Genomic DNA, 13,827 nt, shown 5'->3' with positions numbered 1-13,827 from the left:
TCTCCGGGCTCAGATGGACGTCTCAGTTTCAGACGCCACCTTTGCCCAACAGGCTGAGGAACTCGCGGCGCAGCTCCGCATCGCGGGAGAACGCACCACGCATCACGGTATTGCGCATCAGCGACGCATCGTCCTTGACGCCGCGCCAATGCATGCAGAAGTGACTGGCCTCCATCACCACTGCCAGGCCGCCGGGTTTCACGCGGCGCTCCAATTCGTCGGCGAGCATCACCACGGCTTCCTCCTGAATCTGCGGCCGGCTCATCACCCAGTCACAGAGCCGGGCGTACTTGGACAGCCCGATCAATGCGGAGTCGGCGCGCGGTAGCACGCCGATCCACACCTTGCCCATGACCGGGCACAGGTGATGCGAGCAGGCACTGCGCACGGTGATCGGACCCACCACGATCAACTCGTCGAGACGCGACACGTTAGGGAATTCGGTGATCGCGGGGGCGGACTGATAGCGGCCGCGGAAGACTTCATCAACGAACATCTTTGCCACGCGTTGCGCGGTCTCCGCGGTGTTGTGGTCGCCAGCGGTGTCAATCACCAGCGCCTGCAGCACGCCCTGCAGTTTGCCTTCGACCTCCCGGCGCAGCTGGTCCAACTCGCCATCTTCGATAAAGGCGGCGATGTTGTCGTTCGCGTGGTAGCGCTGCCCCGCCTCGATGAGCCGCAAGCGGATGCGGTCCGACACGGCCATTCGCGCAACGCTGCTGTCCGGTTTGAGAGCAACGATCGGGGCGTTAGCAGACATGAACAAACTCCTTGAATGGGGATGACGGTCGAGCCAGGCGGTGGTGATAAGAGGCGTGTTCAACCACGGCCGATCCCGTGGCCGTGGGCCAGCCGGCCACCGAACCAGCCACCCACAGCGAGGGCGAGGAAACCGCCCGCGTCGAGCAGTAGCGAAACCGTGTTTGGCGCCAATGGCGTCCGGTGATCCAGTCGCAGCAACAGTCGAGTGGTGAACACGGCCTGCGCGATGAGCATCGCGCCCATGTGCCAGTAGGCGTCGCGCAACGCAGCGCCCTCCGGCACCCGTGCAAGTTCCACCATGCCGGCCAACACGGCCAGCACCGCCATGACGCAACCGACCGCCAAAAGGCCGCCCGACCACGACCACGCTGCCTCGCCAAAATGCAGGCTGCCGAAGTCGGTCAGCACGGCGAGCGACCAGCACGCCACCGGAAAATGCACCAATGCGGGATGCAACGGATGACGCATGGCTATCACACGATGAGGCTGAGCAAGGCCAGGAAACCGAGCACCGCAACACACGCATGCAGGTTCACCACAGCCTTGGGCGGCAGCTTTTTACGCAAGTGAAACGAAGCAAGGAAGAAACCTCCCAACGCGGCGATCAGCAACAATACGAATCCAGCAAGCACCTGCTGCGGCACTGAACCTTGCAATAGCATGAGAACAAGAAGCACCAGGCCCGTGGCCCCCAGCAGCGCATGCAGCAACGACAAGGCCCATGGCGCGAACTTGCCGCGCAACACGTGAGCAGCAAGGACGAGACCGCCCACGGCGGCGATGGCGAATACAATCAGTGCAGCCTTCAGCATGTTGATCTCCTTGTCGCGTTGAGTTTCAGGCAGGGTGGCATGGCGATTCCTCTGCCCATGCACCTTGGTAAGCCATCTGATGCAGCGACCTTGCTTTGCGTTCCCGGATGATCGGGTCCGTAAAACGATCGCCGCGAATAGTTGGCGCTTCACCCGTTTGTGCTAGGCAAAGCTCTTGCTCATTAGATGCGAAATGCGCCTTCCGCGTTCCCGTACATCCATGGATCACGAGAGATATTGAATTACGGCTGGATCGGGCCGATAACGGCGGTACATGAGTCACTCTTGCAAGAGTGGCTTCAAATAGTCTTTACACATATACAAATTTACTGTGTGTGGAAAATAGCTACGATGAATGGGTCGCTATCTGGCGATGAATTGTCAGACCACCACGAGGCTTTTCATGAAACCGATTTCGATCGCCTGTTCGCTCGCGTTTGCCTTCGCATGCGTTACCGCCACACCCGTCGCATTCGCTCAATCTTCGCCCCCGAATCAATCAAGCATGGCGGCTACCACACAGACTGCCCCCAAGCTGCACGCCGCACTGCGCACGCTGTGGCACGGCCATCTCGTGGCCACCCACGATTACGCCGTGGCCGTCCATGCGAACAACTCCGCCAAGGCGGCCAAGGCGGCCGACGCAGTAGTCGCCAATGCCAAGCAGATTGCCGACGCGGTGGCCGGCTTCTATGGCAAGGACGCAGGGGATGGCTTGTTGAAGTTGCTGGCCGGACATTGGAGCGGCGTGAAGGCGCTGACCGATGCCGCCAAGGCTGGCGACGCCACCGGCGAACAGAACGCCATGAGCGACCTCGTGAGCAACGGGACGGCCATCGCGAAGTTCCTTGCCGGCGCTAACTCCAACTGGACCGAAGGCGCGCTTCAAGGTGCATTGGTGATGCACGTCAATGATCACAAAACCCAGGTCGACGAGATGATGTCCAACGCCCCTGCGGCCACGCAGGCCAAGTCCTGGGCGGAGATGCAGCAACACATGAACATGATCGCAGACGTGTTGTCCGACGGCATCGCCCTGCAGTTCCCAGACAAGGCGCATTGATGCCGTGAAACACCCGATTCGCCTGCGACAACTCGGCACTACGCAGCAGAAATTGCTGCGTAGGCTGCTTTCGTCGCAGCATGGCGCAACCATCGAAGAGCTGTGCCAGACGCTTGGCATCACCCACAACGCGGTCAGGCAGCACCTGACCGCGTTGATAGCGCAAAGGTTCGCTACACGCGGAGAATCGATTTCCAGCGGCGGTCGCCCGCGCGCATGCTTCCTACTGACGTCATCCGGCCGCGAGCTGTTCCCCCGCAACTATGCGTTGATCGCCAGCAGCATGCTCGAATACCTCTACGAACATAGTGGCGTGCCAGCCGTGCAAGCCATGCTGGATGACATAGGGGCAAGGCTCGGCAAAAACGCCGCATTAGGGCTTGCAACAGCCGATACGCAGGAGAAGGCCATTAGCCAGTTGGCCGGGCAACTCGACGCGCTTGGCTATGAAGCGGGTGTCGCACAAGTGGGGGATCACACCGAAGTCGAGGCCTGGAACTGCGTATTCCATTCATTGGCCAAGGTCCATCCGGATGTATGCCGCCTTGATCTTGCCTTCATAAGCAAGGCCGCCGGGCGCCCGACACATCGCACTTCGTGCATACTCCATGGCGCACCTTCTTGCAGGTTTCGCTTGGCCGAAACAGGCAGTGATGCCTCCGAATCGCCGCCTTAGCGTCTACGAATTCGAAGTGATAAAACCTTCCTGACAGCCAGTGTAATTTTGCACAGAGAGCGCGGCGCCCACGTGTTACGCAGCAGCTCATCGACCTGCGCTTAAGGCTAAGTTCCTTGCCAGCACGTCCGGTCATGGCAGCGCGCGCCGTCGCGTTTGGCTCGTCGTACAGGGTCTCTAGTTATGAGTCCCTAATGTTGAGCGGCTCTATCTTTACGCCTTTGGTCATGAGCCACAAAGCCACGGCGATCTCAACGGGCAAGTCGGGTAAGACAAACCAGGGATCAATCGTGGACTGCAGGGCAGGAAAGATCATCATTCCAAGGCACCCGGCAAAAATCACAACAGTGACCGCGAGATAAGACCCGGACAGAACGCGCGGGATGTATCTCGACTGCCAAAGCAGGTAGCTGTGGATTGCAGCGCCCATGCTCCAGAAAAACAGTCCGATCGGACTTGCGACGATATGCATACGCAAGAAGTAACCAGCGAACTCGGGGAGCTGAGGCGTGCCGAGTGCCGGTGAATCACGTACGAACCCAAGAAGATCTAAAGCCGTCAGGGCAGCGACAACCCCAACGCCAAGAACAATGGCGTTCGCAAATCTCCAGAACGCTCCCAGCAAAGCCAGCGGCCCATTCACATGCTTGAGCAGACCATAAAGCGCTATCGCCAGCACAATATCGCTGTTCAACATCCCAAACTCGCAAGCCAGACTCACTCGATATATCTGCTCGTGAGCAAGGACATTTTGAAGATTCGATTCGGGTCCCACGAAAGTCTGAAGAAAAACCCCCGTCAGGCCGATCGCAATGATGGCTGCCAATGCAGCACCAGCAACTCTAGCCCACGCTTTTTGCGAAACTTCGACGTTGTGCTTCGTCATCGCCCCTCCCCAGGTACAGCGTCTTCAGTACTTGCAGAGCAGAGCCAAAATAAGGTCGGATTTACTTGATTGCTAGCGCTCCTTCCGAGTTCAAAACGTCGAAATCAATGGTTGGAAGGAATGTTCCAAACCGATGTGTTTACCCACGCGGACCGCGCCCAGCTAAATCAACACCAATCCGAGTAAAAAAAACCCCGCGTTGTGGCGCGGGGTTTTGTGACCGGACCCGTTAACCGGGTCCGTCGATTACTTGGCTACCGTCGTGGCCTGTTTGGAGTTCAACAACGCCATATTCAGCTTCTCATTGTGCCGGGTGGGTGGCGTGCCGCTTGCCGATCCACGCTCTTTGCAGAATGGCACGCAGACGTTGTACCAGGAAGCGCACGCAGACTGATTTCCTTCCTCGCACTCAATGTGCTCCATGAGGCATGGCGAGCAGTCTGGCTGGGCCAAAACAGCAGTCGGATGAATGGAGGCTCCGATTCCCAACAGCAGTCCGGCTACGGTGGCGGCCTTGAAAACAATTTTCATAACGATCTCCCTTCCGTTGGTTGTACAGCGGGACCTATGTAGTAGATTGATGTGTGAAAGCGCCGTGAACGAAGAAGTCCTTAGTTATCGAAGACACCGCAATGGGAAGGTCATCACGGACCCCGCTTGCCTTGGCAAGAAATCGCGTCGTTCCATACGCAACACCAAAGGCTTCGTTTTGACGTGTCCGCTTTCGATCCATGGCAGACATTGCGGGTTCCGGTTTTGCGAGTCATCGTCGCTGGTTGGTGCTGATCCAGGTTCCGGTGCGGTCGGTCGGTAGCTAACGTCGCCAAGCGCTCGAAGTAGGGCATGTCGATTCGGCGGCGGGACGTTCGTCGTCATTTCAAACAGGGCAAGAATAGCGGCCCATGTTGAAACCCATCGTCGGTGCCATGGCCTCCGAGGATGGCGTCGTGCAATCACAATCACCAGGAGATCCCGATGACTATCACCATTACTGCCTTTGAACGGTCACCCGATGGCGGCATGGGGCTGGCGCGCGATACGCGTGTTCGCTGGGTGCTTGAAGAAGCGGGCCTACCCTACAAGGTTCGCCCAGTTTCGTTCTCCGCGATGAAGGAGCCCGCGCATCTCGCTCTCCATCCCTTCGGCCAGATTCCAACCTATGAGGAAGGCGATCTTGTGCTGTTCGAGTCAGGCGCGATCATTTTCCATGTCGCCTCGCACCATCCGGGTTTGTTGCCGGAGAACGCCAACGCCCGGGCGCGTGCGATCACATGGATGTTTGCCGCGCTCAACTCGGTGGAGCCGCCGATCTTTGATTTAACCAACGCCAAGATTGCGGAGCGCGATCAACCCTGGGCTAAGGACCGCCTGCCGATGGTTGCCGATCGCGTCCGCCATCGGCTTGGCCAACTCTCCGCGCGCCTGGGTGATGCCGAATGGCTGGATGGCGCGTTCAGCGCGGGCGACCTGGTCATGGTGTCGGTGCTGCTCAGGACGAGACCATCGGGCATTCTCAATGAATTTCCCAACCTGGCCGCCTATGTTGCCCGCGGCGAAGCGCGCCCCGCGTACAAGCGGGCTTTCGCCGCCCAGTTGGCGTTCAACACTGCCCAGCCAGCGGTCGGCTGACAAAGGTTAAAGACGCGGCCAACGATGGGTAAACGCACGCTCTTGTGAGCAGACGTTTCTGCGCGGATTGTTCCAACGCCATGGACGAAACGAAGCGTCTCTAGATCTTCCGCAAGAGCAATCCCTTCAAATAATCGCCTTCCGGAAAATTAAGCGATACGGGGTGATCGACATCCGCGGTAAATCGCCCGATCAGTTGCATGTCGGCTTTCGCGTCCCAGGCGCTGCCCGCCGCGATCTTCTGGAACAGTTCGGCGGTCATGCCGCCGGAACAGGTGAAGGTGGCGAGATGGCCGCCCGGTCGCAGCAGTTTCATCGCCCACAGGTTGATGTCCTTGTACGCGCGCGAGGCGCGTTCCACATGCTGCGCGGTGGGGGCGAATTTCGGCGGATCGAGCACGATCAAGTCGTAGCTTCGTCCTTTGTCGCGGAGCAGCCGCAAGTATTGAAAGACATCGGCCTCCACCCACTCGGCGCGTTCGCTGGGCAGATCATTCAAGCTCAGATTGATGCGTGCGGCATCGAGAGCGTCGCCGGAGCTGTCCACCGATAACACCGAGCGCGCATCGCCGCGCAGGGCAGCCAAGGAAAAGCCGCCGGTATAGCAGAAGCAGTTCAGTACATCCGCGCCACGCGCCAGATCGCCTATGCGTTGCCGATTGGCGCGCTGATCAAGATAGAAGCCGGTCTTCTGGCCGGCCGCGACATTGACGCGATAGCGAAGGCCATGCTCGGTGATGTCCGTGGCCGCAGGAAGTTCGCCGCGCAACAGACCGCTGCGCAGCGGCAGTCCTTCCAGTTCCCGCACATCGGCATCGGAGCGCTCGTAAATGGCGCGTGCACCGGTGAGTGCCTGCAGTTCGTCGCAAAGGATCTCGCGCCAGGCTTCCGGACCGGCGGAGAGCAACTGCACTACGAGTACCTCGCCATAGCGATCGACGATCAAGCCGGGGAGCCCATCCGATTCGCCGTGCACCAGACGCATGGCGTCGCCTGCGTGCGCCATCCCGGCGCGCAACTGCATGGCTCGGTTCAAGCGCTGCCGGAAAAAGTTCCGGTCGATGGGTTCCCGTTCGTCGAAACTCCAGAAGCGCAGGCGTATCTGCGATTCGCCGCTCCATGCCGCCCAGCCCAGAAAGCGGCCGTTGCTATCCAGTACTTTGACCGTTTCACCCGATTCCGGCGTGCCTGCCAGCGGCGCCAGTGCACCGGAAAATAGCCAAGGGTGCCGCTGCAACGCGGATTTCTCGCGGCCGGGGTTTATTTTTACGACATGCATGATGATTCTTCCGGAATGCCGTGACGCTCGGCGTTGCCTGCCATATCGCGTTGCTCGCGTGACGCTTCTTCGCGATGCAGTGAAGAGCAGGCGGGGATTGTCGCAAAAAACAGGCGCCACGCGAGCGTAAAGTCATCGGTATTTTCTCGTGGCGACGGTGCTGGAATAAACACAGCCTGCAAAAGGCAGTGTCCGCTTCAGGATGGAGCGTGCGCCTCGGTCACACGGAAGATGGCATAGTAAATGCGGTAACGCTGTCGGGGGTTATTGCCGTCAGTATTGCAGGTTGGTGTGCATACGTTTCATGCTTCGTCCAGGCGGGCACCTTCGGTGCAGCATGACCAAGACATCATCCCACTCAGGAATTCGCAGTACATGGGCGCTCGGCCATTGCAGAAGTACATCGGGAGTTGCCACTGCGGCGCGGTTCGCTTCGAGATCGAGACGGACTTCCCGGAGCTGACGACATGCGACTGTTCCATCTGTCGACGGAAAAATGCACTCATGGTCAAAGTCCACGAGAGCAAGTTCAGGCTGCTTGGAGGCGAGGAACACCTGACCGAATACCGGTTTCACACCAAGACTGCGCGACACTTTTTCTGCAAGGTCTGCGGCATTTATCCGTTCCACCGCAAGCGTGTCACCCCCGAGCACTTCGGCATCAATGTTTACTGCCTGCACGACTTCGATCCCCAAGGCATTCCTGTTCGACAAGCAGCCGGCGCGGCGATGCCGTAAAGGCGCAGGACACCGTGCCTTACCCCTGGCCGTAATCCATGCTCCGATGTTGCACAAGCTGACCCTTGGCATGTGCTAATACACTAATCTGTAGCGGTTTTTCGCAGCTGAGGAGGTTTAGTCATGCGCCACCTGGTCACACTGCTTTTCCTGATCGCCGCAGGTATCGCTTATGCCACGGGAATCGGTCCACTGTTCTTTGGCACGCCACTGCTTGGTTCCGTACTGATCGCCGCAGGCGTGGTGTTCGAGGTTGTGTTTTGGCGGCGCGCCAGACGCCCGGCTCACCAGTAGATGTTAATGCGTCGATACAAGTAAATCGGCATCTTCACATTTCCCGTAACCTGATTCGGATGATGAAGTCATGCATTATTCCCGCCTTTGCGCGCTGCTCATCGATTGCAACACGCCCGATATCGACAAGGCCGCCGATTTCTGGGCCGAAGCGCTGGGGCGCCCGATAGACATGGACCATCCGGGTACGCGCGGCAATTACCGCATGCTGGAAACGCCTGAGGACGAACCCATCGTTCAAATCCAGCGCGTGACACACGAAAGCAGAGTCCACATAGATATCGAGACTGGCGACATTCCCGCCGAGGTAGCTCGTCTGGAGAAGCTGGGCGCGCATGTCGTGGATCGCCTTGAGCGTTGGGTCGTGATGCAGGCGCCGACGGGGCAGAGATTCTGCGTGGTCCGAATACAGCGTCCGGGATTTCCAAAGAACGCTAATCGCTGGGACTAACTTGTGGTAGGCCAAATCGCCAGGCTTCACACCTTTCCGTTTGGCAGCCATCTCGTAGGTTCCCGTTGGTTGATCGGGGTGAATGAAGATATCGTCCGCAAAGCCCACATCCCGCAAAATCGACAACTTCCTGAGGAACCCACGCGATGCTTGGTGTGATTGGAGTAGGGGCGATCGGTGCCGCCATGGTTGCTGGCTTGAGCGAGGGTGGCGAGCCGCCGGAAATCCTGCTTTCGCCACGCAACGCGGGAATCGTGGCGAAGCTTGCTGCCTCCTACTCGAACGTTCACGTGGCGCAGAGCAATCAAGCGGTACTGGAACAATCCAGCGTTGTGCTTTTGTGCGTGCGGCCTGCAGATGCGCGACGGGTGATGTCAGAACTTACATTCAAGAACCCATGCCTGATAAGCGTGATGGCAGGTGTTCCGCTCAGGGTGCTGCGTGAACTCGCCGCGCCGGTGCAGAACATCGTACGCGCGATCCCGCTGCCGTCCGTGGCCGTTAGACGTGGCATCACGCCCTTGTTTCCCGCCACGGAACCTGCGCGTAGCCTGTTCGATCGGCTTGGTCGCGTTATCGAGGTTGCCGATGAAACGGCTTTCGATCATTTCTCGGCTTCAACGGCGACGATCGCCGCGCATTTCCTGTATCTGAATCAGATAAGCCGCTGGCTTGCTGCGCATGGGATATCCCCATCGGAAGCTCAATGCTATGTCGCAGCCATGTTCGGGGAACTCGCTGCATCGCTGCACGGAGGCGATCTCGATTTCGGAGAGCTTATGCGGGAGCACGCTACTCCCGGTGGAATCAACGAGCTTTTCTGCCGAGTAATGGGTGATGAAGGTGTCTGGAACGCAGTCGATGTTGGCCTAGACCGCGTCCGGCAAGCGCTTACGGACCGGCAAAACAGTGTGTAGGCAAGAAGAACAAGGGGCGCCAGGGTATTCGACAACGGTGGCTTAAACGCTTTTCGGATCGTGCGCATCACAGTGCCCGTTGCTGTCAGACGACAAGGACCTTCGCGTGCCAAGTGTTCGTTCCGTACTTACTGTCGTATCGATTCTCTGCTCGGTAATCGCCGCCGTCGCATCTGCAGCCGCGTCAGAATCGCTTCCCGCATCCGCGTACATGCATCCCCAAGAACTCGTCGCCGTGGCGCCCGGCCGCCGGCTCAATCTTTATTGCCTTGGGAATGGTACGCCGACGGTGCTCTTCGATGCCGGGCTGGGTGACGGCACGATGGGTTGGCGCACAGTGCAAGGAGAGATTGCCAAGACAACGCGCGCATGCACCTACGACCGGGCCAATTATTTTTTCAGCGACACCGTCGATCGCCGCGCGACGGCGCAAGCGGCAGTCGACGACATGTTGGCGCTCATCGATCAGGCCAGGCTGGGTGACCGGGTGATTCTGGTTGGACACTCGCGCGGTGGATTGAATGTGCGGCTTTTCACCTACGAGCATTCGAACCGCGTGGCGGGATTGGTATTGGTGGACCCCACCGTCACGGAAAAGCTGTCTCCGGCAACCACCGCCAACTATGTCCACAAATACGAAAACTATCTCGCGCGCGGTCAGCAATTGGAAAACTGCGAGCGCGCGGCGCAGCAGCATGCCTTGGCACCCGAAGGCGCGGACCCCTTGAAGTGCCTGGACGACTTCGGTGCCCAGCAAGATCCGGACGAACAGGTGCTGACGCACACCATCAGAGCCATGGAGACTCAACCCGCCTATCAGGCAACCCTGTTCTCGGAAAGGCAAAACTTGTTCTATCCCATCGACAGCGACGGGGATTCGACCGACGGGCGCAGTATCGCGCTGGCCGAGCACTCGCTTGGCGATCTGCCCTTGGTGGTGATCTCGGCCGATTGGTTCAGGTCGATCACCTTCGAGGGCACGCCAACCGCCGAGCAAAAAACGTTTCTGTCATGGAATAGCGAGCAGATGCGCCGCATCGCCGGGGAATCGACGCGGGGTCGGTTCGTCAACGTGCCAAGCCGGCACTACGTGCAAAAAGAACGACCGGACGTGGTGATCGGCGCCATTGCGCATGTCATCGACTTATGCCGTGGGCCTGCGCAACGCTAGGCATGGAACAGGGCGCGATTCCCAGGTCAGCGGCGCATAACGGCGTCAGGTTCACTTCTCAGATCCTCAAAAGCCAACCTGCCCCAGTTTTGCATATGGCATCATCGGGGGCGCTAACGGTGTCTGCGTGTGACGGAGAGGGCCGTGCGTAACAGGGTGCTGACCATGGTGCTGGCATGCGTGGGGGCGATGTCGAACCTCAGCGCGTGGGCGTCTGGCGCGCCATTGGAACCATTCAGTGGAATATCTGAATCGGTTGGGGCCGTCGACAGCGGACAAACGACACCTGCGCTCGAGCAGAGCGGCGATTGCTCCCGAAGCATCTTCCATCGACTCGGCGCCGCATACGTCGAAGATGCGCAGCCACTTGATCCGAACGCTCCAGCCCCCGCGCGTAGGGGATTGAGCGCACCTTTGGATTCACCCGCCTTCCCATCCTCCGAATGGCAGATCGGAGGAGCCAGCTATCCCATCGGTGTGCCCAACGAAAATTCGCAGTACCCGCTTGAAAAAGCGCTGGGGTGCACGGCATTCGGTCAGTGGATGAAGCGGCATCGCATCGAGATGTTTGGCTGGATCAATGCCGCGGCGAATCTGAGTACTTCCCATTTTACCAACTACCCGCTCTCGTATCAGGTTCGCCCCAACCGTGCCGAGTTGAACCAGGTGGTTGTCAATATTCAGCGCATTGTCGACACGGTGCAAACCGATCATCTTGATTGGGGATTCGACATCTCTGCGCTATACGGCTACGACTATCACTTCACCACGATGAAAGGCGTGTTCAGTAATCAGCTGCTGAACAATTCGCCTGTCGATGCGCAGCTTCCGGGGCGTACCTACGGTACGGACCCCATGTTGTTTTACGCGGACATCTATGTGCCGTGGGTGGGCGAAGGCATGGTGGTGAGGGTGGGGCGTTGGCTCTCGTTGCCGGATATCGAGGCGCAGTTTTCTCCGAACAATTACCTGGTCACTCACTCGATCCTCTACACCGCGGATCCGTATACGCAAATGGGTGTTTTGACGACGACACGCCTTAACGCGCAGTGGACGGTGCAACTCGGAATCCATGGCAGCGACGATACGGCGGTATGGAATCGCAGCGCACGGCCCACGCTACAGGCTTGCGTTCGGTGGGTATCGGCCAGCAACGACGATATGCTTTATCCATGCATCAACAGCTTCAATCGCGACAACTACAACTACGACAACCTGCAGATGTATGCGGCAACGTGGGGGCACCGTTTCAGCCAGCACTTCCACATGCTCACGGAAGCCTATCGGATGTATGCACGCGGAATTCCCGGCTTTGGTTCCGGCGGTACACCGGGTGTCGCCGGTTCGTCGCCGTTCCCTGGCGAAGCCGGTGAGTTCGGCATCGTCAATTATTTGAACTTTGAGCTGAGCGCGAGCGACATGGTGTCGCTCCGCAACGAGTTCTACAACGACGAAAAGGGGCAGCGAACAGGCTATGCCACGCGATACAGCGAACACACCGTTGGACTGACGCACTGGGTGTCCCAAGACCTGGAAATTCGCCCCGAGCTCCGCTACGACCGTTCGTACGATTTGTCCGCTTACGACAAGGGCAGGCGCGACTATCAGGTCGTCGCGGTGATCGACGCCATTTTGCATTTCTGAGCCATCGTCCGATACCTAGAGCATGTGATGTCGATCTTGTACAAAGAACGGGGCCAGATTCACATCTTAGATCCTCAAAAGCCAACCTGACCCTGTTTTGGAGGTGATGCGATATCTAACCTGCCCATTCGGAGGCGCGCTAATATCGGTTCGTCCCCTCCCGCGCTTGCCTATAGAGACCGGTGGGAGTGAAGCCATGGAAAATCCGATGGAAAAGATTGCTCTTTTCAGTCTGTATAAAAAACGGACCACGGGTCATTTGAATAGCCGTCGGGCGACGCGCAGGCCCGCACACTTCGGGAAAGCTCATGTTTGACCACGTCGTATTCGGAGTCAGCGACTATGCAGCGAGTAAGGCATTCTTCCTCAACGCACTCGATCCGCTCGGCATAGCGGTCGTCCAGGAGGGGCAGCACGGTATCGAGCTTAGCTCAGACGGCAAGGTTTCATTGTGCATGTTCCAAACCGAGGAGAAACCCGCGCATCTTCACTTGGCGTTCGTGGCCGAGAGCCGCCAGCAAGTCGACGCTTTCTATCGCGCGGCTCTGGAGGCAGGTGGCAGCGACAATGGTGCACCTGGTCTGCGCCCGAACTATAGCGGGAGATACTATGCGGCTTTCGTCATTGGTCCGGACGGGCACAACATCGAAGTGGTTTGCCACGAACCCGTGGCCTAACCCTTCCATCATGGGGATGTTCACAAGCGGACTTCGCCCGCTTGCGCTCGCCGCGCATGGCAAACGTTATTGGTGTCACCAGTGCGTGCGGGAGCTGATCTCCTGACACTTCGCTGGCTGGCCATATGCACCAATCAGCGATGTCCGCTTTCGGCCGGTCGTGGACAGCAAGATCTACGCATCAAATCCATGGGGGTGCTCGAATCAGCGCGAGCCCCTGTTTCCCTGCCCCAATACAGATCTATAGTGACTCCAGGTAGACCAAGCAGGCCGCTTATGACCACACCTATCCCGCCATCGGATGAAGACAAAGCCCGCGCTCGGTACTTCCGCGATGTCATCGTGGATATGCTGGACCCTCTTTTGGTCGAGGGGCGTCTGCGTGACGGAATGGCGAACCGGGAGTCGGTCGAGGCGTTGATTGCACTGCATCGTGATGGGACGCTGGCCGGTCATCGCTGGGACGAGCACCATCCGTTTTTGGTTGTCCACCCGGGTCTAAAAATCTGGCAAACCAACAACCTTGCGTGCGCTCGTGCATTTGGCGAGGAGTTCGCCGACGTCGATAAATGGTCCCCCGACGCGCACCACTATTTGTTCGTGGGCCGAGACAGACTCGCCTTGGTGGGTTTGGAGGCTCGCTGCAAGGATCTGCGGCAGCGTCTCGTCTTGTGACCGTTAACGATGACGTTGTCGTCAGCAGAACGGGTCAGGAAAAAGGGGCCGGAAAAGGTATCAGAGCACTTTTCCATAGAAACGGAATTTGAAAAAGTGCTCTGACTTTTTCTGGTCCGCGGAAAAGAGCGCTCTCCTCTGTTTTGTTGCTTA

Annotated in this window: 17 protein-coding genes; 11 read left to right on the top strand and 6 right to left on the bottom strand. The window is 58.5% G+C overall.

What is annotated here, in order from left to right; genetic code table 11:
- Positions 1-28: 28 nt before the first annotated feature.
- From folE to DWU99_RS15360, 3 genes are read right to left on the bottom strand one after another with little or no spacing between them, the layout of a single operon-like run.
- Complete coding sequence (gene folE, locus DWU99_RS15370) at positions 29-823, bottom strand: GTP cyclohydrolase I (protein ID WP_233511165.1); 795 nt, start codon at positions 821-823, stop codon at positions 29-31.
- Entirely contained in the window at positions 820-1,230 is a 411-nt protein-coding gene (locus DWU99_RS15365; RefSeq protein ID WP_115478958.1) for a DUF2231 domain-containing protein, read from the bottom strand. The genes folE and DWU99_RS15365 overlap by 4 nt, the downstream gene beginning before the upstream one ends.
- Positions 1,231-1,235: 5 nt before the next feature.
- A complete protein-coding gene (locus DWU99_RS15360; protein WP_115478957.1) occupies positions 1,236-1,574 on the bottom strand; it encodes a hypothetical protein in 339 nt (112 codons plus the stop codon).
- A 403-nt stretch (positions 1,575-1,977) separates the two neighbouring features.
- On the opposite strand from DWU99_RS15360, the gene DWU99_RS15355 reads away from it, so the two are divergent.
- Positions 1,978-2,637 carry a hypothetical protein gene (locus tag DWU99_RS15355; RefSeq protein ID WP_147292941.1) on the top strand — a complete coding sequence of 220 codons (660 nt, stop codon included), beginning with the start codon at positions 1,978-1,980 and terminating at the stop codon, positions 2,635-2,637.
- 4 nt (positions 2,638-2,641) lie between these two features.
- A complete protein-coding gene (locus DWU99_RS15350; RefSeq protein WP_115478955.1) occupies positions 2,642-3,313 on the top strand; it encodes a helix-turn-helix transcriptional regulator in 672 nt (223 codons plus the stop codon).
- Positions 3,314-3,494: 181 nt separating this feature from the next.
- Here the strand turns inward: DWU99_RS15350 and DWU99_RS15345 are convergent, their stop codons facing one another.
- The gene (locus tag DWU99_RS15345; protein WP_115478954.1) at positions 3,495-4,199 is read right to left on the bottom strand and encodes a DUF4386 domain-containing protein; all 705 of its coding nucleotides are present in this window, start codon (positions 4,197-4,199) and stop codon (positions 3,495-3,497) included.
- A 246-nt stretch (positions 4,200-4,445) separates the two neighbouring features.
- Positions 4,446-4,730: a hypothetical protein gene (locus tag DWU99_RS15340; RefSeq protein WP_115478953.1), complete on the bottom strand. Its 285-nt coding sequence runs from the start codon at positions 4,728-4,730 to the stop codon at positions 4,446-4,448.
- 444 nt (positions 4,731-5,174) lie between these two features.
- Here DWU99_RS15340 and DWU99_RS15335 point away from each other — a divergent pair, with 444 nt between their 5' ends.
- Complete coding sequence (locus tag DWU99_RS15335; protein WP_115478952.1) at positions 5,175-5,828, top strand: glutathione S-transferase family protein; 654 nt, start codon at positions 5,175-5,177, stop codon at positions 5,826-5,828.
- A gap of 100 nt (positions 5,829-5,928) precedes the next feature.
- Here the strand turns inward: DWU99_RS15335 and DWU99_RS15330 are convergent, their stop codons facing one another.
- The gene (locus DWU99_RS15330) at positions 5,929-7,107 is read right to left on the bottom strand and encodes a class I SAM-dependent rRNA methyltransferase (protein WP_115478951.1); all 1,179 of its coding nucleotides are present in this window, start codon (positions 7,105-7,107) and stop codon (positions 5,929-5,931) included.
- A gap of 375 nt (positions 7,108-7,482) precedes the next feature.
- Between DWU99_RS15330 and DWU99_RS15325 the strand changes: the two genes are divergently transcribed.
- The 8 genes from DWU99_RS15325 (at position 7,483) to DWU99_RS15290 (ending at position 13,674) form a co-directional block, all read left to right on the top strand.
- On the top strand, positions 7,483-7,845 hold the full coding sequence (locus DWU99_RS15325; RefSeq protein WP_199535817.1) for a GFA family protein: 363 nt from the start codon (positions 7,483-7,485) through the stop codon (positions 7,843-7,845).
- A 123-nt stretch (positions 7,846-7,968) separates the two neighbouring features.
- Positions 7,969-8,139 (top strand): glycosyl transferase family 39, encoded by a 171-nt coding sequence (locus DWU99_RS15320; RefSeq protein ID WP_115478950.1) that lies wholly within the window; start codon positions 7,969-7,971, stop codon positions 8,137-8,139.
- 70 nt (positions 8,140-8,209) lie between these two features.
- The gene (locus DWU99_RS15315) at positions 8,210-8,590 is read left to right on the top strand and encodes a VOC family protein (RefSeq protein WP_115478949.1); all 381 of its coding nucleotides are present in this window, start codon (positions 8,210-8,212) and stop codon (positions 8,588-8,590) included.
- A 146-nt stretch (positions 8,591-8,736) separates the two neighbouring features.
- Positions 8,737-9,507 (top strand): NAD(P)-binding domain-containing protein, encoded by a 771-nt coding sequence (locus DWU99_RS15310; RefSeq protein WP_115478948.1) that lies wholly within the window; start codon positions 8,737-8,739, stop codon positions 9,505-9,507.
- Positions 9,508-9,718: 211 nt separating this feature from the next.
- A complete protein-coding gene (locus DWU99_RS15305) occupies positions 9,719-10,678 on the top strand; it encodes an alpha/beta fold hydrolase (RefSeq protein WP_115478947.1) in 960 nt (319 codons plus the stop codon).
- 414 nt (positions 10,679-11,092) lie between these two features.
- Entirely contained in the window at positions 11,093-12,322 is a 1,230-nt protein-coding gene (locus DWU99_RS15300; protein ID WP_233511164.1) for an outer membrane beta-barrel protein, read from the top strand.
- A gap of 308 nt (positions 12,323-12,630) precedes the next feature.
- Positions 12,631-12,999 carry a VOC family protein gene (locus DWU99_RS15295; RefSeq protein ID WP_115478946.1) on the top strand — a complete coding sequence of 123 codons (369 nt, stop codon included), beginning with the start codon at positions 12,631-12,633 and terminating at the stop codon, positions 12,997-12,999.
- 276 nt (positions 13,000-13,275) lie between these two features.
- Positions 13,276-13,674 (top strand): hypothetical protein, encoded by a 399-nt coding sequence (locus tag DWU99_RS15290; RefSeq protein WP_115478945.1) that lies wholly within the window; start codon positions 13,276-13,278, stop codon positions 13,672-13,674.
- The last annotated feature ends 153 nt before the right edge of the window (positions 13,675-13,827 follow it).

Origin of the sequence: Dyella psychrodurans (genome assembly GCF_003363265.1) — a bacterium.
GTDB lineage: Bacteria > Pseudomonadota > Gammaproteobacteria > Xanthomonadales > Rhodanobacteraceae > Dyella_B > Dyella_B psychrodurans.
This window is presented reverse-complemented; position numbering and strand designations above follow the sequence as displayed.

Coding starts and splice junctions, on each gene's coding strand:
- DWU99_RS15320 (WP_115478950.1), top strand. CDS start 7,969: ATGCGCCACCTGGTCACACTGCTTTTCCTGATCGCCGCAGGTATCGCT.
- DWU99_RS15295 (WP_115478946.1), top strand. CDS start 12,631: ATGTTTGACCACGTCGTATTCGGAGTCAGCGACTATGCAGCGAGTAAG.
- DWU99_RS15360 (WP_115478957.1), bottom strand. CDS start 1,574: ATGCTGAAGGCTGCACTGATTGTATTCGCCATCGCCGCCGTGGGCGGT.
- DWU99_RS15325 (WP_199535817.1), top strand. CDS start 7,483: ATGGGCGCTCGGCCATTGCAGAAGTACATCGGGAGTTGCCACTGCGGC.
- DWU99_RS15290 (WP_115478945.1), top strand. CDS start 13,276: ATGACCACACCTATCCCGCCATCGGATGAAGACAAAGCCCGCGCTCGG.
- DWU99_RS15365 (WP_115478958.1), bottom strand. CDS start 1,230: ATGCGTCATCCGTTGCATCCCGCATTGGTGCATTTTCCGGTGGCGTGC.
- DWU99_RS15340 (WP_115478953.1), bottom strand. CDS start 4,730: ATGAAAATTGTTTTCAAGGCCGCCACCGTAGCCGGACTGCTGTTGGGA.
- DWU99_RS15305 (WP_115478947.1), top strand. CDS start 9,719: ATGCATCCCCAAGAACTCGTCGCCGTGGCGCCCGGCCGCCGGCTCAAT.
- DWU99_RS15335 (WP_115478952.1), top strand. CDS start 5,175: ATGACTATCACCATTACTGCCTTTGAACGGTCACCCGATGGCGGCATG.
- DWU99_RS15355 (WP_147292941.1), top strand. CDS start 1,978: ATGAAACCGATTTCGATCGCCTGTTCGCTCGCGTTTGCCTTCGCATGC.
- DWU99_RS15310 (WP_115478948.1), top strand. CDS start 8,737: ATGCTTGGTGTGATTGGAGTAGGGGCGATCGGTGCCGCCATGGTTGCT.
- DWU99_RS15330 (WP_115478951.1), bottom strand. CDS start 7,107: ATGCATGTCGTAAAAATAAACCCCGGCCGCGAGAAATCCGCGTTGCAG.
- DWU99_RS15315 (WP_115478949.1), top strand. CDS start 8,210: ATGCATTATTCCCGCCTTTGCGCGCTGCTCATCGATTGCAACACGCCC.
- DWU99_RS15345 (WP_115478954.1), bottom strand. CDS start 4,199: ATGACGAAGCACAACGTCGAAGTTTCGCAAAAAGCGTGGGCTAGAGTT.